Source organism: Streptomyces odonnellii, assembly GCF_000981895.1.
GTDB lineage: Bacteria > Actinomycetota > Actinomycetes > Streptomycetales > Streptomycetaceae > Streptomyces > Streptomyces odonnellii.
The window spans coordinates 18,353-43,492 of sequence record NZ_LATD01000188.1; the positions used below are offsets into that span (position 1 = coordinate 18,353).

Annotated in this window: 22 protein-coding genes and 3 pseudogenes; 16 read left to right on the plus strand and 9 right to left on the minus strand. The window is 69.9% G+C overall.

Features of this window, described 5'->3' with window-relative positions; translation table 11 throughout:
- Nucleotides 1-149: 149 nt before the first annotated feature.
- Together WH07_RS42185 and WH07_RS18405 are read left to right on the plus strand one after the other, a co-directional pair.
- A pseudogene (locus tag WH07_RS42185) lies at nt 150-353 on the plus strand (hypothetical protein); the annotation flags it as partial.
- A gap of 302 nt (nt 354-655) precedes the next feature.
- Nucleotides 656-1,687, plus strand: a complete 1,032-nt coding sequence (locus tag WH07_RS18405) for a potassium-transporting ATPase subunit KdpA (RefSeq protein ID WP_079023337.1) — start codon at nt 656-658, stop codon at nt 1,685-1,687.
- Nucleotides 1,688-1,729: 42 nt separating this feature from the next.
- Here the strand turns inward: WH07_RS18405 and WH07_RS18410 are convergent, their stop codons facing one another.
- On the minus strand, nt 1,730-2,311 hold the full coding sequence (locus tag WH07_RS18410) for a hypothetical protein (protein WP_046501153.1): 582 nt from the start codon (nt 2,309-2,311) through the stop codon (nt 1,730-1,732).
- Between the two features lie 348 nt (nt 2,312-2,659).
- On the opposite strand from WH07_RS18410, the gene WH07_RS18415 reads away from it, so the two are divergent.
- Nucleotides 2,660-5,203, plus strand: coding sequence for an ATP-binding protein (locus tag WH07_RS18415; protein ID WP_046501154.1), 2,544 nt, complete (start codon nt 2,660-2,662; stop codon nt 5,201-5,203).
- Between the two features lie 163 nt (nt 5,204-5,366).
- Here the strand turns inward: WH07_RS18415 and WH07_RS18420 are convergent, their stop codons facing one another.
- On the minus strand, nt 5,367-6,905 hold the full coding sequence (locus WH07_RS18420) for a GMC family oxidoreductase (RefSeq protein ID WP_046501157.1): 1,539 nt from the start codon (nt 6,903-6,905) through the stop codon (nt 5,367-5,369).
- Nucleotides 6,906-7,166: 261 nt separating this feature from the next.
- Here WH07_RS18420 and WH07_RS18425 point away from each other — a divergent pair, with 261 nt between their 5' ends.
- Nucleotides 7,167-8,390 carry a glycosyltransferase gene (locus WH07_RS18425; protein ID WP_198533836.1) on the plus strand — a complete coding sequence of 408 codons (1,224 nt, stop codon included), beginning with the start codon at nt 7,167-7,169 and terminating at the stop codon, nt 8,388-8,390.
- Between the two features lie 44 nt (nt 8,391-8,434).
- On the opposite strand, the pseudogene WH07_RS37720 reads toward WH07_RS18425, so the two are convergent.
- The 3 genes and pseudogenes from WH07_RS37720 to WH07_RS18435 form a co-directional block, all read right to left on the minus strand.
- Nucleotides 8,435-9,421, minus strand: a pseudogene (locus tag WH07_RS37720) (GMC family oxidoreductase); the annotation flags it as partial.
- The gene (locus WH07_RS41240; RefSeq protein ID WP_052744465.1) at nt 9,418-9,741 is read right to left on the minus strand and encodes an NAD(P)-binding protein; all 324 of its coding nucleotides are present in this window, start codon (nt 9,739-9,741) and stop codon (nt 9,418-9,420) included. The pseudogene WH07_RS37720 and the gene WH07_RS41240, both read right to left, overlap by 4 nt.
- A gap of 88 nt (nt 9,742-9,829) precedes the next feature.
- Entirely contained in the window at nt 9,830-11,266 is a 1,437-nt protein-coding gene (locus WH07_RS18435) for an aldehyde dehydrogenase (RefSeq protein WP_046501161.1), read from the minus strand.
- Nucleotides 11,267-11,467: 201 nt separating this feature from the next.
- Here WH07_RS18435 and WH07_RS18440 point away from each other — a divergent pair, with 201 nt between their 5' ends.
- Complete coding sequence (locus WH07_RS18440; RefSeq protein ID WP_046501162.1) at nt 11,468-12,067, plus strand: TetR/AcrR family transcriptional regulator; 600 nt, start codon at nt 11,468-11,470, stop codon at nt 12,065-12,067.
- Nucleotides 12,068-12,089: 22 nt separating this feature from the next.
- Here the strand turns inward: WH07_RS18440 and WH07_RS18445 are convergent, their stop codons facing one another.
- The gene (locus WH07_RS18445; protein WP_046501164.1) at nt 12,090-12,995 is read right to left on the minus strand and encodes an AraC family transcriptional regulator; all 906 of its coding nucleotides are present in this window, start codon (nt 12,993-12,995) and stop codon (nt 12,090-12,092) included.
- A gap of 168 nt (nt 12,996-13,163) precedes the next feature.
- Here WH07_RS18445 and WH07_RS18450 point away from each other — a divergent pair, with 168 nt between their 5' ends.
- The 3 genes from WH07_RS18450 (at nt 13,164) to WH07_RS18460 (ending at nt 15,381) form a co-directional block, all read left to right on the plus strand.
- Nucleotides 13,164-13,481 carry a putative quinol monooxygenase gene (locus WH07_RS18450; RefSeq protein WP_046501165.1) on the plus strand — a complete coding sequence of 106 codons (318 nt, stop codon included), beginning with the start codon at nt 13,164-13,166 and terminating at the stop codon, nt 13,479-13,481.
- A gap of 87 nt (nt 13,482-13,568) precedes the next feature.
- On the plus strand, nt 13,569-14,537 hold the full coding sequence (locus WH07_RS18455; RefSeq protein ID WP_046501166.1) for an alpha/beta hydrolase: 969 nt from the start codon (nt 13,569-13,571) through the stop codon (nt 14,535-14,537).
- A gap of 82 nt (nt 14,538-14,619) precedes the next feature.
- Nucleotides 14,620-15,381 carry an SDR family NAD(P)-dependent oxidoreductase gene (locus WH07_RS18460; RefSeq protein ID WP_046501167.1) on the plus strand — a complete coding sequence of 254 codons (762 nt, stop codon included), beginning with the start codon at nt 14,620-14,622 and terminating at the stop codon, nt 15,379-15,381.
- Between the two features lie 79 nt (nt 15,382-15,460).
- On the opposite strand, the gene WH07_RS18465 is transcribed toward WH07_RS18460, so the two are convergent.
- The 3 genes from WH07_RS18465 to WH07_RS18475 all read right to left on the minus strand — a co-directional run bounded on the left by WH07_RS18465 (nt 15,461) and on the right by WH07_RS18475 (nt 18,003).
- Entirely contained in the window at nt 15,461-16,036 is a 576-nt protein-coding gene (locus WH07_RS18465) for a TerD family protein (RefSeq protein WP_046501168.1), read from the minus strand.
- 202 nt (nt 16,037-16,238) lie between these two features.
- Complete coding sequence (locus WH07_RS18470) at nt 16,239-17,276, minus strand: sporulation protein (protein ID WP_046501169.1); 1,038 nt, start codon at nt 17,274-17,276, stop codon at nt 16,239-16,241.
- Nucleotides 17,277-17,541: 265 nt separating this feature from the next.
- A complete protein-coding gene (locus tag WH07_RS18475) occupies nt 17,542-18,003 on the minus strand; it encodes a MarR family winged helix-turn-helix transcriptional regulator (protein ID WP_046501191.1) in 462 nt (153 codons plus the stop codon).
- Between the two features lie 179 nt (nt 18,004-18,182).
- On the opposite strand from WH07_RS18475, the gene WH07_RS18480 reads away from it, so the two are divergent.
- The 8 genes and pseudogenes from WH07_RS18480 to WH07_RS38920 all read left to right on the plus strand — a co-directional run.
- Entirely contained in the window at nt 18,183-19,661 is a 1,479-nt protein-coding gene (locus tag WH07_RS18480) for an MFS transporter (protein ID WP_408645866.1), read from the plus strand.
- 149 nt (nt 19,662-19,810) lie between these two features.
- Nucleotides 19,811-21,031, plus strand: coding sequence for a cytochrome P450 (locus WH07_RS18485; protein WP_046501171.1), 1,221 nt, complete (start codon nt 19,811-19,813; stop codon nt 21,029-21,031).
- Between the two features lie 2 nt (nt 21,032-21,033).
- Nucleotides 21,034-21,681 (plus strand): TetR/AcrR family transcriptional regulator, encoded by a 648-nt coding sequence (locus tag WH07_RS18490; protein ID WP_046501172.1) that lies wholly within the window; start codon nt 21,034-21,036, stop codon nt 21,679-21,681.
- A gap of 50 nt (nt 21,682-21,731) precedes the next feature.
- Nucleotides 21,732-21,932 carry a ferredoxin gene (locus WH07_RS18495; RefSeq protein ID WP_046501173.1) on the plus strand — a complete coding sequence of 67 codons (201 nt, stop codon included), beginning with the start codon at nt 21,732-21,734 and terminating at the stop codon, nt 21,930-21,932.
- The gene (locus tag WH07_RS18500; RefSeq protein WP_046501177.1) at nt 21,929-23,125 is read left to right on the plus strand and encodes an NAD(P)/FAD-dependent oxidoreductase; all 1,197 of its coding nucleotides are present in this window, start codon (nt 21,929-21,931) and stop codon (nt 23,123-23,125) included. Before WH07_RS18495 ends, WH07_RS18500 begins: the two co-directional genes overlap by 4 nt.
- 180 nt (nt 23,126-23,305) lie before the next feature.
- Nucleotides 23,306-24,541 carry a cytochrome P450 gene (locus tag WH07_RS18505; protein WP_046501179.1) on the plus strand — a complete coding sequence of 412 codons (1,236 nt, stop codon included), beginning with the start codon at nt 23,306-23,308 and terminating at the stop codon, nt 24,539-24,541.
- 91 nt (nt 24,542-24,632) lie between these two features.
- Nucleotides 24,633-24,827: a ferredoxin gene (locus tag WH07_RS18510; protein ID WP_046501181.1), complete on the plus strand. Its 195-nt coding sequence runs from the start codon at nt 24,633-24,635 to the stop codon at nt 24,825-24,827.
- Nucleotides 24,828-25,027: 200 nt separating this feature from the next.
- A pseudogene (locus WH07_RS38920) lies at nt 25,028-25,140 on the plus strand (oxidoreductase); the annotation flags it as partial.

Below are 25,140 nucleotides of genomic sequence, written 5' to 3' on the forward strand. Positions count from 1 at the left end.
TGCGGCGGAGCGGCGTCACAAGCATCGCGGTCTGCCTGCTCCGAAACCCCGCCCTGGCGACGGCTCGGGGCTCTCGGCCGGTGCGCTGTTGATGCCGAGGGATCTATACGGGATTCAACCTCCAGCCAGGCCCCTGTTCGGCCGAACGGATTCAAGGGGTTTACGGGCCCGGAAAGCGCGACGAGCACACCGACCCCCACCTCGTGGGGAGTTGGGGCGGCTTCGCGCCCGACCCCGGCCGCGACCCCGACGCGACCCTCGCCCGTCGCGCCGGCGCGTTGGACTTGCGGGTCGAGCAGGCCGACACCACCCGCACCCCTCGGCCGGCGCCTGAAGGCGATCGGTGTCCCGCCTCGATTCGCGCGCCACGCGTTGCTGATGGACATCGCACCGGAGCTGCCCACCGTCATCGGCCGACTGCTTTCACGAACCGTTGACTGGTCAGCCGTTCGGTCAGGCTGTCGGTGGGGTTGGCGGGGTCAGGGCTGTCGGTGGTGAGGGTGTTGTGCCCGCGGGTGAGTGTGCCGGTACTACGGGAGGGTGTGTCCTGCCGGGGCCGTCCCCACAACATCATCGCCAGCACGGTCAGAGTGACGGCGGCCAGCAGCCACCCCAGGGCGCGGGCGGCGCGTAGGCCGTAGCCGGACAGCAGACCCTGCCCGGCGGGCCCGCTGCCTCCTGGGAGGCACTGAAGCTCATGTCCGGGGACGGCGGCGGTGTCTTCAACGCCAACAGCGCGCACCCCTTCGAGAACCCGTCCGCATGGACCAACGCGGTGGAGATCGTGCTGATGCTGCTGATCCCGACGGCCTGCGTCCGTATGTACGGCAGGATGACCGGCAGCCTGAAGCAGAGCTGGACACTGCTCTCCGTGGTCGCCATGCTCTTCGGCCTGCTGCTCGCCGCGGGCACTCTCGCGCAGGGCGCCCACACCGGCACGGTGACCGAGGCGGTCGGGGGGCCGTACGAAGGCACCGAGACCCGGTTCGGAATCCCCGGCTCCACCCTCTTCGGTGTCGCGGCCACGGGTTCCGCGGACGGCGCGGCCAACGCCTCGTACGACAGCTTCTCCAGCCTCGGCGGCGGTGTGCTCCTCGCCGCGATGATGCTCGGCGAGATCGCCCCCGGCGGCACCGGCAGCGGTCTGTACGGACTGATCGTCGTGGTCCTGGTGGCCGTCTTCATCGGCGGGCTCATGGTCGGCCGCACCCCCGAATACCTGCGCAAGCGCCTCGGTTTCGGCGAAATGCGGTACGTCGTGATGTACGCCCTCGTCCCGCCCACCGTGATCCTGGCGTGCACGGGCCTCGCGCTCTCACTGGGGCACGGAAAGACGTCCATGGGCAACCCGGGAGCCCACGGCCTGACCGAACTGATCTACGCGTACACCAGCAACACCAACAGCAACGGCAGCGCGATGGCCGGCTTCAACGGCGCCACCGACTTCCACAATCTGCTGATGGTGGTGGCGATGCTGCTCGGCCGCTATCTGCCGATGGCGTGTGTCCTGGCGCTGGCGGGCCGACTGGCCGGACAGCGGCCGGGTGTTGTGACCGTCGGCACACTGCGCCCGCAAGGTGCCAACTTCATCGTCCTGACCACCGCGGCGGCCGTCATCCTGGCGCTCCTCAACTTCCTTCCCGCACTGTCCCTCAGCGCACTCGCGGAAGGAACGTCCACGAACTGAGCCGGTGCGGGGCAGACACACTGTTTCCGGCGGAGGCGGGGACTACTCGACGCCGGAGACCTTGAAGACCGTACGGGCCGTCTCGCGATCGACGCGGTCGGACAGTTGCCGCAGCGCCGTCACCCCGTACGAGAGTGTGCCTGCCGCCGTCGAGGCGCGCGCGTCCGTGTCCAGCACGCGCCACAGCGCGGGGTTGGCGACGAGGATCCGCGGGTCGATCTCGACCCGCCCGCCGTCCTCGTCCCGTAGCACAAGCCGCTGTGAGACACCGTCGGACCAGTGGACCGAGGCGAGACGGTCTGTCCGCACCCGTCGCTCGGCGAGCAGGCCGCGCGAGGACAGCCAGCCCGGTCCCGCGGTCGCCTTCGCCGGCCACAACACAACGAACAGCAGAACGGCAAGTGCTGTCCACAGGGTGCCGCGCGGCCCGTTGATGGTGCCCGCAACGCTGTCCACCGCCAGCAGCAGAGCGAGAAGCAGCAGGGCACAGCCGACGGCGGCCCGCGCGTTCCCCGCCCAGCCGATGTCGTACGCGACACGTCCCCCGCCTGCGGTGCGGCCGACGGTGTGTTGTTCACGCGTGGTGTGCTGTTCACGCAGGGGGCGGATGACGCGTCGTCGCATGCCAGGATGCTAAGGACGCGGACAGGCGACAAAGCGCACGTTGACGGACCACTGATGTGGTGCCGGTCGTTCCTGATGGGACGCATATGGACCCTTTACGCGACCGCCACCACCTCTTCGAGCCGCGTGGCGCCGACTGCGTAAGGAAAACGTCAAGCACGCGGCGACGGGCGTAAGAGCGCCGTCAACGAGAGGCGGGAATCCGGTACGAGGAGGTTTCCTCAGGACGTCCGTCCGGCAATCCGTCGCGGAGCGTCCGGGGATCGCCGCCCCGCGCACTCGGCTTCTCGCCGGCCGGCCGCACCAGTTCTTCCATGTCCCCAGCCCGAAATCACAGGGATCGGAATCATGGCCCGAGGCAAACTCCGTGTCTATCTCGGCGCCGCGCCGGGTGTCGGCAAGACGTACGCGATGCTGTCCGAGGCGCACCGGCGTATCGAGCGGGGCACCGACTGCGTCGCCGCGTTCGTCGAGCATCACGGCCGGCCGCGTACGGAAGCGATGCTGCACGGGCTGGAACAGATCCGGCGCCGCGAGACCGAATACCGGGGCACGGTCTTCACCGAACTGGACGTGGACGCGGTCCTGGAGCGCCGCCCGGCCGTCGCCCTCGTCGACGACCTCGCCCATACCAACGTACCGGGCTTACGCAACACCAAGCGCTGGCAGGACGTCGAAGAACTGCTCGACGCGGGCATAGATGTCATCTCGAACCTCAACATCCAGCACCTGGAGTCGCTCGGGGACATCGTCGAGTCGATCACCGGGACACGGCAGCGCGAGACCGTGCCCGACGAGGTGGTCAGGCGCGCCGACGAGATCGAGCTGATCGACATGTCGCCCCAGGCCCTGCGGCGCCGGATGGCCCATGGCAACATCCACAAGCCCGACAAGGTCGACGCGGCGCTCTCGCACTACTTCCGCCCGGGCAATCTGACCGCCCTGCGCGCGCTGGCGCTGCTCTGGGTCGCCGACCGGGTCGACGAGTACCTTCAGGAGTACCGGAGCGAGCACCGGGTCTCCACGATCTGGGGCTCGCGCGAGCGCATCGTCGTCGGCCTGACCGGCGGTCCCGAGGGCCGTACGCTCATTCGCCGCGCAGTCCGGCTGGCCGAGAAGGGCGCCGGCGGCGAGGTACTGGCGGTGTACGTGGCGAGAAGTGACGGCCTGAGCTCCGCCTCGCCCAGGGAACTGGTCACTCAGCGCACCCTGGTGGAGGACCTGGGCGGCACCTTCCACCATGTCGTCGGCGAGGACGTCCCGGCGTCGCTGCTGGGGTTCGCCCGTGGCGTCAACGCCACTCAGATCGTGCTCGGTTCGAGCCGCCGCCGTGCCTGGCGGTACATCTTCGGCCCGGGCGTCGGGGCGATCACCATCCGCGACTCCGGACCGGACCTGGACGTCCACATGGTCACCCACGAGGAGGCGGTGAAAAGGCGGGGACTGCCGGTGGCACGCGGAGCACGGCTCGGCAGGGCCCGGACGGCGTGGGGCTGGCTGACCGGGCTGGCCGGCCCGCTCCTGCTGTCGCTGCTGCTGACGCACATCGACACGGACCTCGGTCTCGCCAACGACATGCTCCTCTATCTGTCGCTGACGGTCGCCGCGGCCCTGCTCGGCGGATTCCTCCCGGCGCTTGCCTCGGCGGCCCTGAGTTCGGTCGTCATCAACTGGTTCTTCACCCCGCCGGTCCACCGCCTCACGATCGCCGATCCGAGAAATGTCGTCGCCATCTCGGTCTTCGTGCTGGTGGCGGTCGCGGTGGCCTCGGTGGTGGACCTGGCGGCCCGCCGCACCCAGCAGGCGGCGCGTCTGCGGGCGGAGTCCGAGATCCTCTCCTTCCTCGCGGGCAGCGTGCTGCGCGGTGAGACGGCCCTGGACGCCCTTCTCGAACGGCTCCGCGAGACCTTCGTCATGCGGTCCGTGGCGCTCCTGGAACGGACGGGCGACACGGGACCCTGGACCCGCACGGGAAGCGCGGGCCCGGAGCCGGCCGGGCATCCCGAGGACGCCGACATCGACATGCCGGTCGGCGACGACATGACGCTCGCGCTCACCGGGCGGGCGCTGCCGACCGAGGACCGCCGGGTGCTCGCCGCCTTCGCCGCCCAGGCGGCGGTCGTACTGGACCGTCAACGCCTGCTCGGCGAGGCCGAACAGGCACGCCGGTACACCGAAGGGGACCGTATCCGCACGGCGTTACTGGCCGCCGTCAGCCATGACCTGCGGACACCGCTCGCGAGCATCAAGGCGTCCGTGACGTCCCTTCGCTCCGACGACGTGGACTGGTCCGAGGGGGACGAGGCGGAGCTGCTGGCGGGAATCGAGCACGGCGCCGACCGCCTCGACCACCTGGTGGGCAACCTGCTCGACATCTCCCGGCTCCAGACCGGCACGGTCACGCCCGTCATCCGCGAGCTGGACCTGGACGAGGTGATTCCGACGGCGCTCGGCGGCCTACCCGAGCACAGCGTCGTACTCGACATCCCGGAGGACCTGCCGATGGTCGCCGTGGACCCGGGGCTGCTGGAGCGCGTGGTGGCCAACATCGTCGAGAACGCGGTCAAGTACAGCCCGGCCGGGGAGCGGGTACTGGTGTCGGCCAGTGCCCTCGCGGACCGGGTGGAGATGAGGGTGGCGGATCAGGGACCAGGCGTCCCGGACGAGGCCAAGGACCGGATCTTCGCGCCCTTCCAGCAGTACGGGGACGCCCCGCGCGGCGCCGGGGTCGGCCTCGGCCTCGCGGTGGCCCGCGGATTCACCGAGGCCATGGGCGGGACCCTCACGGCCGAGGACACCCCGGGCGGCGGCATGACGATGGTCCTCACACTGAGACCGGCGCCCGGCCGGCAGTCGATGTGTCCCGACCACTCGACATCGACCCGTCAGTGACCAACTCCGGGCGTGCCGTCGGCAACGGTGGTCCTGACATCTTCGGGAGAACGGACTTCGCCGCAGTGGGCGCCGCGGCATCGCCGACGCCCGGCGAGGCCTGGCGTGGCTGCCTGCCCGCGGATGCCCCGAGCGGTGCAGGCCGCCTCCCGCGCGCCATCCGTCAACGACCGGCAGTCGCCTGCTCGTTGATGAGGGACGCGGCGCGTTCGGCGATCGCGTAGACAGCCGCGTTCGTGTTGGAGTTCACGATGGACGGCATGACGGACGCGTCCGCCACACGGAGCCCGGTGACACCCCGTACCCGGAGCGCGGGGTCGACGACGCTGGTGGTTCCGTCCTGGCCGATGCGGCAGGTGCCCGCGTAGTGGAAGTAGACCAGCAGGCTCCTGCCGAGGTAGTCGTGGAAGGCGTCGCCGTCGGTCGTACCTGGGCCCGGCAGCGCCTCCTCGTCCCGCCAGGCACTCAGCGCGTCCGCCTCGCCGATCCGACGGGCCACCCGCAGACCGGTTGCCATCGTCTCGATGTCGCGGCTGTCGCCGAGGTAGCCGGGGTCCACGAGGGGTGTCGCTCCGGGTTCCGCGTTCGCGAGACGTACCGATCCGCGGCTGCGGGGATTCACCGCCGAGAAGGCGATCGTGTAACCGCTCTCGGGTCCCGGCAGGGACGGGGCGCGGTAGGGCAGGCTGGCGAAGAGGATCTGCAGATCCGGTACGGCCACGTCGGGGCCGGTCCGTACCATCCCCATCGCCTCACCCGGAGGGTTGCTCATGTTCTGCGGGACGGGTCGCCGGGTGGTGTACGTGAGGGTCGACATGGGGTGGTCGTGCAGATTGGCCCCCACGCCCGGCAGGTCGAGCACCACGTCCACTCCCACCGCGCGCAGATGGTCCGCCGGTCCGATCCCGGACAGCAGCAGTAGCTGGGCGGAGCCGATCGTGCCCGCCGTCAACACGACCTCCTCGGCGCACTCCGCGGAGCTGATCACACCGTCCTTCGTGTACTCGACCCCACGGCACCGGCCGTCGGTCACCACCAGGCGCAGTACAAGGGCATCGGTCACCACATCGAGGTTCGCCCGGGCCATGACCGGCCGGAGGTACGCGTCGGCCGAGCTCTGGCGTACGCCGTCCGCGATGTTGTTGTCGCACCAGCCTAAACCTGTCTCCAGGCCGCCACTGATGTCGTCCGCGCGCGCGTACCCCGTCTCCACCGCCGCGTCGACACACGCGGCCACCAGGGGATTGGGCTCGGCCGGAGGCCCCACCGTCAGCGGACCGTCCTGGCCGCGCAGCGCGGGATCGTGTCCCTCGGCCGTTTCACTCCGCCGCATGTACGGCAGGAGATCGTCGAATCCCCATCCCGTGGCGCCCTGCTCGGGCCATATGTCGTAGCTGGAGCGATGGCCACGGATGAAGTTCAGTCCGTTGATGCTGGAGGAACCGCCCAGCCCTCGTCCCCGGGGCGCGGGAATCGCCGTTCCCGTCGCCGCCTGTACGACGGTCGTACCGCCCCAGTCGGCCGTACTCCCCATCAGGGCCGGCCAGGCACCCGGCACAGCCATCAGCTCCAGCGGATCCCGGGCACCGGCCTCCAGCAGAAGCACCCGGACGTTCTCGTCCTCCGTCAGCCGGGCGGCGAGCACGCATCCGGCCGTCCCCGCGCCCACGACGACATAGTCATAACCCGTGGTCGAACCCATCGGTCCGCTCCTTTCCTCACTCCATGCATCACTCCATCCATCAGGCCATTCGGAGCAGCGGTCCGCACGCCGAGGGCGAAGGGAACGAAGGGAGCGGACGGAGGGGAGGACGCGGAGGGCAAAAGGAAAGGCAAGGAGGTAACCCGCTCCTTGCCGTGCTCAACGTATAGCGCACCGGGGGGCTTGCGGCAAGGCCCCGGTTGTACCGCAGAATCACCGGCCGAGGCCAGAACCTGCGGAAACGGGAGTCACGAAGTGCGTGTGTTGTTGTCGACCTACGGGTCGCGCGGGGATGTCGAACCGTTGGTGGGACTCGCGGTGCGGTTGCGGGAACTCGGCGCGGAGGTACGGGTGTGCGCGCCGCCGGACGACGACTTCGCGCAGCGGCTGGCCGGAGTCGGCGTACCACTGATGCCCTTCGGCCGGTCGGCGCGCGCGTTGACGACCGCGGCGCCGTCGTCGTCCACGGTGGCCGATCTGCCCCGGCGCGCCGCCGAGATGATCGCCGGCCAGTTCGACGCGGTCACCGCGGCGGCCGAGGGATGTGACGCGCTGGTGGCGACCGGTGTGATGCCCGCTGCGGCCGGCGCGCGGTCGGTGGCCGAGAGACTGGGCATCCGCTCCGTGTACGTGGCCTTCCAGAAGCTCACCCTGCCGTCGCCGCACCACCCGCCGTTGGCGTATCCGGGCCGGCCGTTCCCGGCGGGGGTGACCGACAACCGGGTGCTGTGGGACCTGGACGCCCAGAGCATCGACGCGCTCTTCGGTGAGGCGCTCAACACGAACCGGGAGTCGGCCGGCCTGCCCCCGGTGGACAACGTCCGCGACTATGTCATCGGCGAACAGCCGTGGCTGGCGACGGACCCGGTCCTGGATCCGTGGCAGGAACCGGCGGACCTCGGCGTGGTGCAGACCGGTGCCTGGTTCCCGCCGGACGAACGCCCGCTCCCGGCCGGGCTGGTGGCGTTCCTGGAGGCCGGTGAACCGCCGGTGTACGTGGGCTTCGGCAGCATGCCCATGCACCGCTCGACGGACGCGGCCCAGGTGGCCGTCGAGGCGATCCGCGCGCAGGGCCGCCGCGCGGTCGTGGCCCGTGGCTGGGCGGATCTGGCCCTGATCGACGACCGGGACGACTGCTACGTCGTCGGCGAGGTCAACCATCAGGCACTGTTCGGCCAGGTGGCAGCCGTGGTGCACCACGGCGGCGCGGGTACGACGACGACGGCCGCCCGGACCGGCGCGCCCCAGGTGGTGGTGCCGCAGGCGGTGGACCAGCCGTACTGGGCAGGCCGCGTGGCCGAACTGGGCATCGGCACGGCACACGACGGCCCGACTCCGACCTTCGAGTCCCTGTCCGCCGCGCTCAAGACGGCCCTGACTTCCGATACTCGCGCCCGGGCGGCGGCCGTGGCCGCCATGATCAGCCCCGACGGGACGACGGTGGCTGCGAAACTGCTGCTCGACGCGGTCCAGGACAGGCCCTGAGTGTGCGCTCGGATGAGTGCGGCGGCCTTCTCCGCGATCATGATGGTGGGCGCGTTGGTGTTTCCGCTGGTCACCGTTGGCATGACCGAGGCATCCACGACGCGCAGGCCGTCCACACCGTGCACCTTGAGCTGGGAGTTCACCACGGACTCTGAGCCGTCATCCATGGCGCAGGTACCCACCGGGTGGTAGCACGTGGCGCTCCATGTGCGGATGTGGTCCTGCCATGCCGCGTCATCGAGCGAGTCGAGGTCTGCGGTGTCCGGAAGGTAGGGCCGGGCGAGGTGGTCGGCGAAGGGCGGGCAGTGGGCGATGCCGGTCATCGCCCGTAGTCCCTCGGTCAAGAGGTTCAGATCCATGGGATCGTCGAAGTACCGGGGATCGATGAGCGGGTGTGCCTGTGGATCGGCGGACGCCAGGCGGACGATCCCACGCGCCACCGGATTCAGGACGGTCGAGTTCATCGTGAACACCGGCCGCTGCGGTACCTCCTCTCCGCTGAGGATCAACGCGGTGGCACCGCCGGTCAGTTGGATGCGGGGTCTGTCCCCGCCTTCGGTGGCGCTGAGGAACGCGCCGACCTCTCCGTAATTGGAGGCGAACGGCCCGCCGCCGGTGGTACGCCACAGTTCCAGATGCTCAGGTGTGAGCAGGTCCCGGATGATGTCGCTGGAGTTCCTGGTCTCCCAGACGACGGGGGGCAGCAGTTGATCCTGAAGGTTCCGCCCCACTCCCGGCAGTGGTACGCGTACGTCGATGTCCAGATCACCGAGCTCGTCCGGGGGACCCATCCCGGACAGCAGCAGTAGCTGGGGTGAGTTGACGGCTCCCGCGCAGACGACAACTTCCTCATCGGCGTACACGGTCTCCTTCGCTCCGTCCACGAGGCAGCACACGCCGGTCGCCCTGGAACCCGTGAGAACGATCCGCGTCACCAGCGTGTCGGAGCGTACGGTGAGATTGGGACGGGTCAGGACCGGGCGCAGATAGGCGTCCGCGGTGGAACAACGGCGCCCGTTGTGGCATGTCACCTGGTACAGGCCGGCGCCGAGAGGTGACGGCCCGGCGAAGTCGTCGTTGTAGTCGAGACCCCAGTCCAGGGCTTGCCCCGGGGCCAGTAGAACGTACGGCCCGGCGGGGACTGCTCCACCGTCCAGTAGTTCCAGTCCATGTCCGACTTGAACAGCGTTCCGAGCGCGGCTGGTATGTGCAGGTTCTCGTCGGTGTCGGGGCTTCCGGCTTCGATCAGGAGTACGCGGGCGGAGCTGTCGCGGCTGAGGCGGTTGGCGAGTACGCACCCGGCGCTCCCGGCGCCGACGATGATGTAGTCGTAGCTTTCCGTGGCGTTCATCGGTGTTCTCCGGTTCTGCTCCGGTCACCGCGGTGGACGTCCGGTCATGGACGGCGGACAAGCCGGTCACCGGCGGTGGACCGACCGGTCATGGGTGGAAGATCGACTGGAGTTCCTGGTACGCGTGGAGTCCTTCGGGGCCCAGTTCCCTGCCGAGGCCACTGGCCTTCATACCGCCGTAGGGGGAGGTGACGTCGGGGAGATAGCCGTTGAGCCCCACGGTGCCGGTACGGATACGCCGCGCGACGCGGGCGCCCCGGTCGAGGTCGGAGGTCCATACCGTGCCTGCCAGTCCGTACGCCGAGTCGTTGGCGAGGCGTACGGCGTCGTCCTCACCGTCGTACGGCGTGATGGTCAGGACAGGGCCGAAGATCTCTTCCTGCGCGATGGTGGACGAGTTGTCCACGTCGGCGAATACGGTCGGTTCGACGAACCAGCCCCGGTCGAATCCGGCCGGCCGGCCCCCTCCCGTGGTCAGCCGGGCACCCTCGCTGAGGCCCTTGCGGACATAGCCCTCCACACGGTCCCGCTGCCGATCGCTGACGAGCGGGCCGATCTGCGTGGTGTGGTCGAGCGCGTCGCCCACCACCGCGCCTCCCGCCATCGCGGTGTAGAGCTCCACGATCTCGGGATAGCGGCTGCGGGGGGCGAGGATCCTGGTGCTGGCGTAGCAGGTCTGGCCGTTGTTGATCAGGCTGGCCATGAAGAGCTGTTCGGTGTGCGAGTCCAGGTCCGCGTCGTCGAGGATGACCGCGGCCGACTTGCCTCCCAACTCCAGGGTGACCGGCCGTAGCAGCTCCGCGCACGCCGCGGCGATCCGACGGCCCGCCGCGGTCGATCCGGTGAACGACACCTTGTCGACACCGGGGTGGGAGACCAGGTACGCGCCTACCTCCGGCCCGCCGGGCACGATGTTGATCACGCCCTCGGGGAAGCCCGCCGACTCGATCGCGCCCGCCAGCAGCGCCGGGTCCAGCACCGTCTGCGGCGCCGGCTTGAGTACGAGTGTGCAGCCCGCGGCCAGGGCGGGAGCGACCTTGAAGAAGGCCATGGTCTGGGGAAAGTTCCAGGTCATGACGGCCGCCACCACGCCCACGGGTTCCCGGCGGACCATCGTGGTGCCCTGGGGCAGGCCGACGCGGTGTTCCTCACCGGACGAGTCGACGGCCAGGCCTGCGTAATAACGCAACAGCATGGCCGGGACCTGGCCCTCGTAGAGCTCGGCGGTGGAGATCGGCATGCCGTTCTGTGCGCTGACGGTGCGTGCCATCGTCTCGCTTCCGGCGTCCAGCGCTTCCGCGAGCCTCATCATGACCGCGGCGCGGCGCTCCGGCTCCCAGGTGGGCCACCCGCCCGGTCCGTCGAACGCGGAGCGGGCCGCCTGGACGGCGCGGTCCACGTCCATCTCCACTCCGGCCGGAGCCGAGCCCAGATGTTCACCGGTACTGGCGGAGGTGACGGCGATGGTGTCGTCGCCGGCGGGTGCCGTCCACTTCCCCCCGATGAACAGGTGATTCACATTCATGGCAGGTGCTTCTCTCGGTTGCGCTGTCCCTGGCGTGCCTCGTTCTGACGGCCATCGGCGGTAGTTGTCCACCGGGTCAAAATTTGTCTGATTTAGTCCTGATATCATCGACCGTACACCTATCTGGTGGCGCGTGCCATCAGATGCTGTGCGGGGCGCATGGGGCACGAGGGGTCTGGTGGCATGAGAACTTATGACGGTATGACCGCCGAGGAACGGGTCTCGGCGCGGCGGCGCCGCATCATGGAGGCCGGGCTCGATTTGTTCCACACCCAGGGCTATCCCCGGACTTCGATCCGCGCGGTGCTGCGCCGCAGCAGGCTGCAGGACAGATATTTCGCAGAGAATTTCTCATCTCTCGACGAGTTGATGGCGGAAATCCTCAAAGAGATCAACCAGGAAGAACTCGCGAGGTGCCAGGACGCCCTTGACACGGCTGGAACCCGTCGTGACAGGGCGCGGGGCATACTCGTCGTGCTGGCGCGCGGAGTCACCGACGATCCGCGCAAGGGGCACGTCAAGCTCATCGAATCTCTCGCGGCCGGCCCGCTCGCGGCGAAGGAACGGCGGCGCGGGATGCGGCACATGGCCGACCTGGTGGAGTCGCTGCTCCGTGAGGACTGGCCCGACCCGGGAATCGACATCACCGCGATGTCCATGGCCGTGGTCGGCGGCGTGAACCAGATTCTCCTGAACTGGGCGGACGGCAGCTTCCCGTTCTCCTGCGAGGGCGTCGTCGAACAGTCACTCCATCTGTTCGAGGCGGTGGCGGAATTCGGCGGTGCTGCGGGCGGGACGTGATCAACTCGCCCGAATTGGCCGCTCAGGGAAGGACCCCCGCCGGGGAGCGCACACTGCGGCGCAGGCGGACGGCGTCCTGGCTGGGAGGCGCGCCGAACTGGCGGCGGTACTCACGGCTGAACTGTGACGCGTTGTCATAGCCGACACGCTGACCGACGCCCGTGACGTCCCCCGGGTGCGTGGCGAGCAGCAGCCGGGCCTCCTGAAGCCGGATCTGCTTCTGGAACTGGATGGGGCTCATCGCCGTCACCGCCTGGAAGTTGCGGTAGAAGGCGGAGACGCTCATGCCGGACAGCCGCGCGACATCCTCGACCCGGAACGGCTGCGCGTAGTGCTCGCGGATCCAGCGCACGGCCTGGGAGACATGGCTGAGACTGCTGTCGGCCAGTCCCAGTTGACGGACCGTCGCGCCCTGCGCGCCGGTGATCAGCCGCCACAGGATCTCGCGCTTGATCAGCGGGGCCAGTACGGCCCGGTCCCTGGGCTCGTCGAGCAGGCGCAGCAGCCGGACCACCGCGTCGAGCAGCGCGGCCGGGGCATCGCTGACGGCGATCCCCGACGGCGCGCCTCCGCCGGCGCGGGGAGTCTCCTCGGCCCCGGCCCGCAGCAGCAACTCGGCGACGACGGACGGTTCCAGTACGAGACCGAACCCCAGCGCCGGCCGCTCGGGCTCGGCCTGGGTGAACTGTCCGGTCACGGGCAGGTCGACCGACGCGATCAGGTACTGCCCGGCGCCGTACTCGTACACCCGGTCGCCCAGAGCGAGCCGTTTGGAGCCCTGGGCGATGACCGCCAGCACCGTGCCGGTCATCGAGGGCGCCGGCGGATCCGGCTGGTCGACCTTCGAGATGAGGACGCCGTCGACGGGGGTGGTCCAGTCGGGCCGGGCATGCCGGTCCAGCAGGGTGCGTAGCTCTTCGAGATGCATGTGTCCATTGCAGCACCATCGCGTGCCACGGCTCCCGTCATCGCGAGGATCATGCAAGCACAAGCGAGCATCGTTCTAACGTTTCCGCAGGTCACGCGGGTTCAATGGAATCACCGCACTCCATCGCGCACATCAACGCGAACCCCATCGCTGTGGAAGAAGGCATCCATGATCGCCGATTACGGCTTCAACGCCACCCTGACCGCCAAGCCCGGAATGGGCGACCGGCTGGTCGACCTGCTGCTGACCGGCCTGGACGAGGGAAGCCCCGGCGCGAGCGAGTACTGCGTCGTCTACCTCGTGTCCCGTTCCGCGTCCGACCCCGACGTCGTCCATGTCACCGAGGGCTGGACCAGCGAGGAGGACCACCACCGGATCTTCGCGGGTGAGGCCGCCCAGGCCATCGTGGCGCGGATCGACGGACTGCTGGCCAAGGAGTCCGAGTACACCGACTACGTGCCGGTTCGTGGCAGGGCCGCCTTCTGACCCGCGGGTCGCACCGTACGAAACCACCCGTCGACACCACTCCGTACGACACCACCCCGTCGAGACCACCCCACGAAAGGCGGCACCATGACCACGGCACGACCCGGCCTGGACCCCGAACTGAACGAGCTGCTCGCCGACATGCCCCTCATGTCCCAGCTCAGCCCTGAACTGCTCGCACAACTGCGCCGGCTCCCGTCGGCCCCCGTCGAGTCCCTCCTCGCCCACCGGCAGGTCGAGCGGCGCGAGTTCACCCTGCCCGCCAAGGACGGCGCCCCGATTCCCCTGTCGGTCTTCAGTCCCGCGAACACCGATCGCACCGCCGCCGCACCCTGCGTCTACTGGATGCACGGCGGCGGAATGGTCATGGGCGACCGCTTCTCGCAGATCGACATCCCGCTGGAGTGGCTCGACGCGTTCGGCGCGGTCGTGGTCTCCGTGGACTACCGGCTCGCGCCGGAGGCCACCGGCACCGCCCTGGTCGACGACTGCTACCAGGGACTGCTCTGGGTCGCCGAGCACTCCGCCGAACTGGGCGTCGATCCCGCCCGGATCGTTGTCGCGGGGGCCAGCGCGGGCGGTGGCCTCGCCGCCGGTGTCAGCCTGCTGGCCCGCGACCTCGGCACTCCGGCGATCGCCGCGCAGATGCTGATCTGCCCCATGCTCGACCACCGCGGCGGCAGCACCTCCAGCCGCCAGTACGCGGGCGGGCCCGGCGTCTGGACACGCGAGATGAACGAGTTCGGATGGCGCTGTGTCCTCGGGGACCTCACGGACGACGAGATACCCGTATACGTCTCGCCCTCGCTGGCCGACGACCTTTCGGGTCTGCCGACCACGTACATCGACACCGGTTCCGCCGAGGTCTTCCGTGACGAGGACGCCGAATACGCCACCCGCATCTGGGCGGCCGGCGGTCAGGCCGAACTCCATGTCTGGGCGGGCGGCTTCCACGGGTTCGACGCGCTCTACCCGCAGGCGCAGATCTCGGCCACGGCCCGGCGGACCCGTACCGACTGGCTCGCCAGAGTGCTGCCCGCAGCCTCCGCCGCATAGCGCTGCCGGCTCACTCACTCACACACGCACGCACCCATACGCACGTACACGCAAGCACGACCGCATCCCCAGGAGGAACACCATGAAGGTCGCCATCGTCACGGGCGCCAGCTCCGGCATCGGACAGAGCGCCGCGATCGAGATCGCCAGGCGCGGAACCGGAGTCATCCTGACCTACGCCAACAACCCGCGAGGAGGGCTGGAGACGGCCGCCGCCATCGAGAAGGAGGGCGGCACCGCCGTCGCACTGCCGCTGAACGTCGGTGAGTCCGGTACCTTCGCGGCCTTCCGTGACTCGGTGGCCGACGCGCTGCGCGACACCTGGCGGCGCGACACCTTCGACTACCTGGTGAACAACGCGGGTTTCGCACAGACGTCGTTGATCGAGGACATGACCGAGGAGATGTTCGACGGCCTCATGCGGGTGCTGCTCAAGGGACCGTACTTCCTGACGCAGAAGCTGCTGCCCCTGATGGCGGACGGCGGGGCCATCGTCAACACGAGCAGCAGCTCGGCGACGACGGCCACCGGCGTGGAGCCCGGCTACTCGGTTTACGCGTCGATGAAGGGCGGCCTGGACGTGCTGACCCGGTACATGGCCAAGGAATTCAGCACACGGGGCATCCGTGTCAACGCCGTCTCGCCGGGATCGACCCGCACCCGGATCGGCGACGACGCCTTCACCCGGTTCCCCGAGGTCGTCCCGGCCCTCGCCGCGAAGACCGCGCTCGGCCGGGTCGGTGAACCCGACGACATCGGAGCGATGATCGCGACACTGGTCTCCGACGAGAGCCGCTGGGTCACCGCCCAGAACATCGAGGTATCGGGCGGCTACAACCTCTAGGACCGGACCGGCAGAGCACTGGGCCCTGCCCGGCCGGTCAGGTGACCGACCGGACCCGGCTCGTGCGGACGTACGGCTGTCAGACGGCCACGCCGAAGTCGGCGGCGATACCGGCCAGGCCGGAGGCGTACCCCTGGCCGACCGCGCGGAACTTCCACTCCGCCCCGTTCCTGTAGAGCTCGCCGAAGACCATCGCGGTCTCGGTCGCCGCGTCCTCGCTCAGGTCGTAGCGGGCGATCTCGGCGCCGCCCGCCTGGTTCACCACCCGGATGAAGGCACCCCGGACCTGGCCGAAGCTCTGGCCGCGGTTGTCGGCGTCGTGGATCGACACCGGGAAAACGATCCTCGTGATGTCCGCCGGTACGGAGGCCAGGTCGACCCTGATGGACTCGTCGTCGCCCTCGCCCTCACCCGTGAGGTTGTCGCCGGTGTGCTCCACCGAACCGTCCGGGCTGGTCAGGTTGTTGTAGAAGACGAAGTGCCGGTCGGAGGCGACTTTGCCGGAGTCGTTCAGCAGCAGGGCGCTGGCGTCGAGGTCGTAGTCGGCGCCCGTGGTCGTACGCACGTCCCAGCCCAGTCCGACCAGTACCGCGGTCAGTCCCGGGGCTTCCTTGCTCAGCGAGACATTGCCGCCCTTGCCGAGGCTCACACCCATGTCGTTTCCCTTTCCCGTGTCCGGGGGCGTCCGCTCGGCGCCCCGGTGACCGTAACCGAAATCTACAGCACTGTAGAAATTGGTTGCTCGCTGCGGCCGGTCGGCGCCCTGCGTCCGGCAGCGCCATGAAACGGGTGCGGGGCAAGCGAGTCCGGGCCGCCGGGAAGGGGCGGCCCGGACACGCTGTGGCGGCGAGGGCGCGTCAGCCCTCGTCGCCCTCCTCGTCGTCACCTTCGAAGAAGTCGCCGACCTCGTCCACCACTTCGGCCGCGACCATCCCGCCGACCACGCCGACGGCCAGCCCTGCGGCCCCGGCGGCGATCACGGTGCCCATACCGGGCCCGGAGCGCTGGCCGTGCCCCTCGTCATGATGATGTCCGCCGTGGCCGTAGTGCCCGCCGCCATGATGGGCGTCGCCGTGCCCGTACGAAGCGTGTGAGCCGTGCGAGCCATGGGCGCCGTACGCCGCTCGGTGTTCGATCAACTGACGCATCCAGCCGTCGACTTCGGCATACCAGTTGACCTGTCCGACGTCGTAGTGGCTGACGGTGAAACGGGTCACCGCGTCATGGCCGCCGGAGAAGAGGCCGCCGCGCTTGTCGGCCTCCAGGACCACCTCCATCCCGCCGGGATTGGCGAGGAAGGTCACCTCGATCTCGTTCACCTGGTGCGCGTACTGCGCGGGAGGGGTGAGCTCGATCTCCTGGTAGAAGGGCAGTTGCTGACCCGTGCCGCGGATGTGCCCGTACTCCAGGTCCGCGGACTTGAACCCGAAGCCGAGCTGTCCGAGGGCTTCGAGGATCGCCTCCTGGACCGGCAGCGGCCGTACGGAGAGCTGGTCGAGGTCGCCCTTGTCCCTGGCGCCGGCCACCGACAGCTCGGTGCGGACGCCGAGGGCGATCCCCAGGGGCTGGCCGTACAGTTCGGTGACCGGGGTCTCCCAGGGCAGCACCACGCTGAACGGGATACTGAGCCGTTCGTTCTCGGCGAGACGGAAGTTGCCGCCGACGGTGAAGCGGTCGAAGACGACCGTCCCGTCCGACTCCCCGCCGTCGTGCTCGGCCTCGACCCGGGCCACAAGCTCCAGGGTGATGTGCTCGACCGTGAAGTCGGCGCCGCCGCCCTTCATATGGACCTGTCCGGTCAGTGCGCCGCCGGGCAGCACCGCGTCCGCGTCGAGGACCGTGTCCACCTCCGGACCGCCGACGCCGAGTGAGCCGAGCAGCCGCTTGAACACCATCGTGGCGTTCACTCCTTCTCTGTTACGTGTCGCCCGGAGCGGCCGGGAGAGCCGTACCGCCCCGCGCATTATCTACACTGCTGTAGAAGCATAGGCTCGGGACGTCGTCCTCCGGCGGCATTCCGGCGGTCCGGGGGAAATGAGTCCGAAAACCGTCCGGCCGGGAACGAAGCGCGCGTTGTGAGCGGTACGTCCGCGTCGGCGGGCGGGCCGTCGACGGCTCCGGCTGCTCGGGCTGCTACGGCTATGGCTTCGGCCGCTCCGGCTACTCCGTACTCGCGGACGCCACCGCCTCCGGCGACGCGTCCTCGCAAGGGCGTGGCCAGGGGCGGCCCACATAACGCTCCACGTCGGAGTTGAACCGCTCCAGCGCGTCCGAGAAGGCCGTGACCTCCTCGGGGCTCCAGTTTTCCAGTACGCGCCCGAGCCCGTTGACCACGACGTCACGCTCCTTGTGCAGCCGGTCCCGGCCGACGGACGTGATACGGAATTTGCGGGCTATGCCGCCGTCGGGATCCGGCACCCGGTCGACCAGGCCGGCCCGTAGCATCGCCGAGGTCTGCCGGTTGAGCGTCGACACGCCGAGGCCGAAGGCGTCCGACAGCTCCGCGACCGACATCGGGCCCTCCAGCTCGATCCTGCTGAGCAGCAGGTACGCGCTGCGGTCCATCAGGCCACCGCCGCGCTTGCCCCGGGGTGTTGTGACGGAGTGGCGTCCCAGGAGCATCAGCTCGCGCTCCAGCCGTCGTCGGCTTTCCGTCGTCACGGTGATCCTCCTTCATCGTTTCTTTGCCGGGTCTTTCCTCTTGTATACCACCGGATGTGCATGATGCATATCGCGTGTACGATGCTCATCGTTTGCATGATGCACATCCCCGTCCGCGGTTCCGCCATGGAGGAAACAACGTGAACGCCCAACAGTCCGGCCCCAGCGTGCACGCCGGCCCCGGTCCGCATTCCGGGGGGACCGTGATCGTGCTGGCGTGCGCCGGAATCGTCGCCGCCCTGATGCAGACCCTGGTGGTGCCGCTCGTCGGCGAGCTGCCGCAGATCCTGCACACCACCGCCTCCAACGCGTCCTGGGCGGTGATCGCCACCCTGCTGGCGGGGGCGATCTGCACTCCGGTCATGGGCCGGCTCGGCGACATGTTCGGCAAGCGGCGCATGCTGCTCGTCTCGATACTGCCGCTGGTGGCGGGCTCGGTGACCTGCGCCCTGGCCGACTCGCTCGCTCCCATGGTGATCGGACGGGCCCTCCAGGGCATGGGCATGGGCATCGTCCCGCTGGGCATCAGCGCCGTACGCGATGTCGTACCGGCCGAGCGGGTGGGCTCCTCCATCGCCCTCATCAGCGCCTCCCTGGGGATCGGCGGGGCACTCGGCCTGCCGATCGCCGCCGCCGTGGCCGAGAACATGAGCTGGCGCGTCCTGTTCTGGGGCTCGGCCGGCCTCGGCGCCGTGATCGGTGTGCTGATCTGGCGGGTCGTACCGCGCATCGAGCCCACCGGGCGCGGCGGCTTCGACTACGTGGGCGCCGCCGGGCTGGGCTCCGGACTGCTGTGCCTGCTGCTGACGGTCTCCAAGGGCGCCGACTGGGGCTGGACGAGCGGCACCACACTCGGCCTGTCCGCCACGGGCGTCGTGCTGCTGCTGCTCTGGGGCCGCTGGGAGCTGCGCGTCACCGACCCGCTCGTCGACCTGCGGGTCACGGCCAGGCGCCAGGTCCTGCTGACGAACCTCGCCTCGGTCGTCGTCGGCTTCTCGATGTACGCGCAGTCGCTCATCGTGCCGCAGTTGCTCCAGCTCCCCGAGGCCACCGGCTACGGTCTCGGACAGTCGATGCTCGCCGCGGGTCTGTGGATGATGCCCGGAGGCCTGTTCATGATGGCCCTCTCCCCGGTGGGCGCGAAGCTCTCCGCGGCCCGCGGCCCCAAGGTCACCCTGTTCGTCGGGTCCCTGGTCATCGCCGCCGGCTACATCTCGTCCCTGTTCCTGATGGGCGAGGCCTGGGGCCTGATGATCGTCGTCTGCATCGGCAGTACGGGCGTCGCCCTGGCGTACGGTGCCATGCCCGCGCTCATCATGTCCGCCGTACCCCAGTCCGAGACGGCGGCCGCCAACGGCTTCAACGCGCTCATGCGCTCCGTGGGCACCTCTGTCTCGGCCGCCGTCGTCGGTGTCGTCCTGGCGCAGATGACCGTCCGGATGGGCGGGTACGAGATCGCCTCGGAGAACGGGTTCCGTACGGGCATGCTCATCGGCGGAGGCGTCGCGCTGGTCGCGGCCGCCATCACCCTCGCCATCCCCGGCCGCAAGGCGGCCCTGGGGGAGCGTACGGCCGTATCCGCTGTCCCGCAGGAGGCCTCGGACCTCGCCCGGAGCTGAGTTCCTCCGGCGGGACCGCCTTCGTCCGGGGCGCGGATGCCTGGGGGGCGAAATTAAGTCAGTCGCTTGCATTACCCCCAGGGCCACAGTTAACTGATCACAAGCGCAAATCCAGCTTCGACGCAGAGCCGGCTTCGAGGAGACATGCGATGAGCCACAGTGAGAGCGATCAGGTGCTGAGCTATCCGATCTCCAGCGCGGCCGCGCTGGAGCCCCCGGCGGAGTGGGAGCGGCTGCGGGACCAGTGCCCGGTCGCCCGGGTGAAGCTGCCCAGTGGTGACGAGGCCTCGCTGCTGACCCGCTACGACGATGTGAAACAGGTGCTGTCCGACCCGCGGTTCACCCGGCGGCTCAGCGCCGTCGGCGCCGCACGCGTTTCGGCCGACGGGTCGGGCGGGGTGTTCAACGGCTCCATGGCGAACACGCTTCCCCAGGGCGGCGAGGGACATCAGCGGTGGCGCCGGATGGTCGGCCGGTGGTTCACCGCCAAGCGGATGGCGGCGCTGCGGCCCGGCATCGAGGAGATGGCCGACCGGCTCGTCGACGAGATGGTGGAGCGCGGCCATCCGGCGGACCTGAAGGCGAGCCTCGGCTTCCCGCTGCCGGTGTGGGTGATCTGCGATCTGCTCGGTGTCCCCGACTCGGACCGCGACAAGTTCGCCCACTGGTCCGACACCCTGCTCAATCTGACCCGCTACACCCAGGCCGAGATCGACGCGGCACAGCGGGAATTCGCCTCGTACATGGCCGGCCAGGTCGCGGCCAGGCGGGCCGAGCCGGGCGAAGACCTGCTCAGCGAGCTGATCGCCGGTACGGATGCCGACGGCGGCGGTCTGACCGACGCGGAGCTGGTGGGCACCGGCCAGGGGCTGCTGGTCGCCGGGCACGAGACGACGGCGAACATGATCGGGAAGATGGCCGGCATGCTGCTGGCCGACCGGCGGCTCTGGGAACGGCTGGTCGCGGACCGCTCGCTGGTGCGCTCCGCGGTGGAGGAGGCGCTGCGGTACGACGCGAACCCCGGGTTCGGCATGCCGCGGTATCTCGACCAGGAGGTCGAGGTCGGCGGAGCCGTGCTGCCGCCGGGCACGACCGTGGTGTGCAGCATGGCCGCGGCCAACCGCGACGAGTACGCGTTCGACGGCGCCGGGGAGATGGATCTGGGCCGGAGCCCGAATCCGCATCTCGCCTTCGGCGTCGGCCCGCACTCCTGCCTCGGACAGGCTCTGGCCCGTACCGAACTCCAGGCGGTCCTCTCGGTGCTGCTGCGCCGGCTTCCCTCGCTGGAACTGGCCGTACCGGCGCGGGAGCTGCGCCGGGTGGAGGGCCTTGTCGTCGGCGGACTCCGCGAACTGCCGGTGCGGTGGTGACCATGACGGGCAAGGCCGTCCGTACGGCCCGGGCCGACGCGACACGGGAGCTGATCCTCACCGCGGCGGAGCGGCTGTTCGCGGAACACGGCGTATTCGCAATTTCCAATCGCCAAGTGAGCGAAGCCGCGGGGCAGGGCAACAATGCGGCGGTCGGCTACCACTTCGGTACCAAGGCGGATCTCGTACGGGCGATCGCGCACAGACACAACGAGGGGATAGAGCGGCTGCGCCTGCGGATGGTCACCGAGGCCGACGGCTCCACCGACACCCGGGACTGGGTCGCCTGTCTGGTGCGCCCGGTCACCGAATATCTCGACGCGCTGGGCAGCCCCACCTGGTACGCCAGGTTCGGCGCGCAGGTCATGACCGACCCGGCCCTGCGCGACATCATGGTCCAGGAATCGCTCAGCTCGCCGTCGCTGCACCGGATCGCGGACGGACTCGACCGGTGCCTCGCCGGCCTGCCCGCCGATGTGCGGGCCGAGCGCAATGACATGGCCCGACAGCTCATGGTGCACATGTGCGCCGAGCGGGAGCGCGCGCTCGCCCAGGGCACCCCCACCCCACGATCCAGTTGGCGCGACGCCGGTACGGGCCTGGTCGACGCGATCGTCGCGTTGCTGCTGGCACCCGTCTCACACGCCTGAGGAAGGAACGACCCCCCCATGCAATTACGCGAACCGCAGGAGTGCCGACGATGAAGGTAACGGTGGACGAGGCCATGTGCTGCGGCGCGGGCCAGTGTGTGCTGCTCGCCCCGGACGTGTTCGACCAGCGTGACGAGGACGGCGTGGTGGTGCTGCTCGACGCGGCCCCGCCCGAGCCGCTGCACGCCGTCGTCCGGGAGGCCGCCAGTGTGTGTCCGGCCGCCGCGATCTCGCTGGGCGAGGGGGCGTGACCGCCCCCGCCGGCGTCCTTGTGGTCGGCGCGTCCGCCGCCGGCCTCGCCACGGTGGAAGCCCTGCGGCGGGGCGGCTACCCGGGCGCGGTGACCGTACTGGGCGCGGAGCCCCATCTGCCGTACGACCGGCCGCCGTTGTCCAAGCAGGTGCTCTCCGGCGCCTGGCAGCCGGACCGGGCTCTGCTGCGACCGCGAGACGTACTGGCGGCACTGGACGCCGAGTTCGTCCTCGGCGACCCGGCCGTCGGCATGGACGCACCGGCACGTTCCGTGCGCACCGCGTCCGGACGGACACTGCGCGCCGACACCATTGTCGTAGCCACCGGCACGAGCCCCAGAACCCTTCCCGGGCAGGCAGGTCTGGCCGGGGTCCATGTCCTGCGCACCCTCGACGACGCGCTGGCGCTGCGCGCCGGTCTGCTGCGGTGCGCGCGGCTGGTGGTCGTCGGGGACGGAGTGCTCGGCGCCGAAGTCGCCGCCACCGCCCGGACCATGGGCCTGGACGTCACCCTCGCTGGTCCTCAGCGGGCCCCCATGGCGAGCCAGCTCGGCCGGCCGGTCGCCCACCGGCTCGCCGAACTCCACACCGAGCGCGGGGTACGCCTCCGTATGGGAACGGGCGTACGCGGACTGACCGGCGCCCGGGGCACGGTCACCGGGGTGAGCCTGGACACCGGCGAGGTGCTGCCGGCCGACCTGGTCGTAGTGGCGATCGGAGGCGACCCGGTCACCGGATGGCTCCACGACAGCGGTCTGCCGGTGGACAACGGCCTGGTGTGCGACTCACGCTGCCGGGCTGCCGACGGGATCTACGCCGTCGGGGACGTCGCACGGTGGCACCACGACCAGCTCGGCACGCTGCTGCGGCTTGAGAACCGTACCAACGCCACCGAACAGGCTGTCGCCGTCGCGGCCGACATCCTCGGCGGCGACCGGCCGTACACCCCCGTGCCGTACTTCTGGACCGACCAGTTCGGCACCAGGATCCAGGTGTACGGCGTGCTCCCCGCCGACGCCGAAGTGACCGTGGTCGACGGCGACCCGGAGACCGGGCGATTCGTCGCGCGCTACAGACGCGACGGCGAGGTCACCGGCGTACTCGGCTGGAACATGCCCAAGCAGGCGCGCATGCGCCGCCAAGAGGTCGCGGACGCGCTCGCCGCGTCCGACTCCGCGTCCGCGGCGCACTGACTCCCTGCCGTCCGCGCCGCGCAGGCCCTCCCCGCGGCGCGGCTGCCCGCTCGGGTCCGGTGACCCGGGCCCACTGACCCGGGCCCGGCCGGGCGTACCCCCACACCACTTTCCGACCGCGACAACAACGCAACACGCGACACAACAACGCGACACAACACACCCCCCTTGGAGTACAGGATGACCAGCACGGTCCCCACGGCCGGCGAACTCCCGGCCGACATCCCCGATTTCCCCATGACCAGGGCGGCGGGCTGCCCCTTCGACCCGCCTCCGACCGCGATGGCCAAGCAGCAGGAGGCCCCGCTCGCCAAAATCCGTCTGTGGGACGGCAGCACACCGTGGATGGTGACGCGGTACGCCGAGCAGCGGGCTCTGCTCGCCGACCCGCGGGTCAGTGCGGACATCACCCGGCCCGGCTACCCGCTCCAGACGGCGGTCGCCCCCGGCAGTCGCTCCGGGACCGGCAGTTTCATCCTGATGGATGACCCCGAACACGCCCGGATGCGGCGCATGGTGACGGCGCCCTTCGCCATCAAACGGGTGGCGGCACTGCGGCCGGCCATCCAGAAGATCGTCGACGACCTGATCGACGGCATGCTGGCCGGCCCGAAACCGGTCGACCTGGTCGACGCGTTCGCCCTGCCGGTGCCCTCGCTGGTGATCTGCGAACTGCTCGGAGTCCCCTACAGCGACCACGACTTCTTCCAGGACAACAGCAAGGTCGTCATCAAGCGCGACGCCGAACCCGAGGAGCGGAACGCCGCCATGGCCGCGCTGAGCGGCTATCTGGACGACCTCATGGGCGAGAAACTCGCCGCGCCCGCCGACGACCTGCTGTCCGGGCTGGCCGGGCGGGTGAAGGCCGGAGAGCTGACCCGCCAGGAAGCGGCCCAGATGGGCGTGCTGCTGCTGATCGCCGGGCACGAGACCACCGCGAACATGATCGCGCTCGGTACGCTCGCCCTGCTCGAACACCCGGACCAGCTCGCGATCCTGCGTGACACGGACGATCCCAAGCTGGTCGCCTCGGCCGTGGAAGAACTGCTGCGCTACCTCAACATCGTGCACAACGGCCGGCGCCGGGTCGCCCTCGAAGACATCGACATCGCGGGCCGGCGCATCCACGCCGGCGACGGGCTGGTCTTCGCCACCGACATCGCCAACCGCGACCCCGAGGCATTCCCGGACCCCGACCGCCTCGACATCCGGCGCGACGCCCGCCACCACGTGGCCTTCGGATTCGGAGTGCACCAGTGCCTGGGCCAGCCGCTGGCCCGGCTGGAACTCCAGGTCGTCTACAGCACCCTGTACAAGCGCATCCCCGGCCTGCGACTGGCGGCCGGCCTCGAACAGATCCCGTTCAAGCACGACGGCGTCGTGTACGGGGTCTACGAGCTGCCCGTCACCTGGTGATCCCGGTGACTGGCCGGGCCCGGCTCCGGGCCCGTAACCCCCAGCCCCACAACTTCTCAGCCCGACGAACAGCGCCCTCAAAGGAGATATCGTGAAGGTCATTCTCGACCAGGACAAGTGCGTGGCATCCGGACAGTGCGTGGTCGCCGCCGCGGATGTGTTCGACCAGCGTGACGAGGACGGCATCGCGGTCCTCCTCACCTCCGACCCGACCCCGGACCAGGCCGACGACACCCGCCACGCGGCGGCGGTCTGCCCGGCCCTGGCCATCCAGATCCAGGAATAACCCCGCTCCGGCGCCATGCCCGTACCGGCCGGAGTCCCGCGGCGGATCACGCCCGCCGCGGGACTCCGCCGGAGCGGTCGTCGCGCACGGCTCGCGGTTTCCGCCGGGTCCGGTCGGCCCCTCACCCGCTGCGGTCGCGGCGCGGCTCATTCATGATCGGACTGGAGGGGGAGACGGCCGGCCGGACTGGGAGCACGCTGATGGAGCTGAACCTCGAGGGCCGTACCGCCCTTGTCACCGGATCGACACAGGGCATCGGCGCCGCGATCGCGGCGGGGCTCGCCCGGGCGGGCGCGCGTGTCGGTGTCAACGG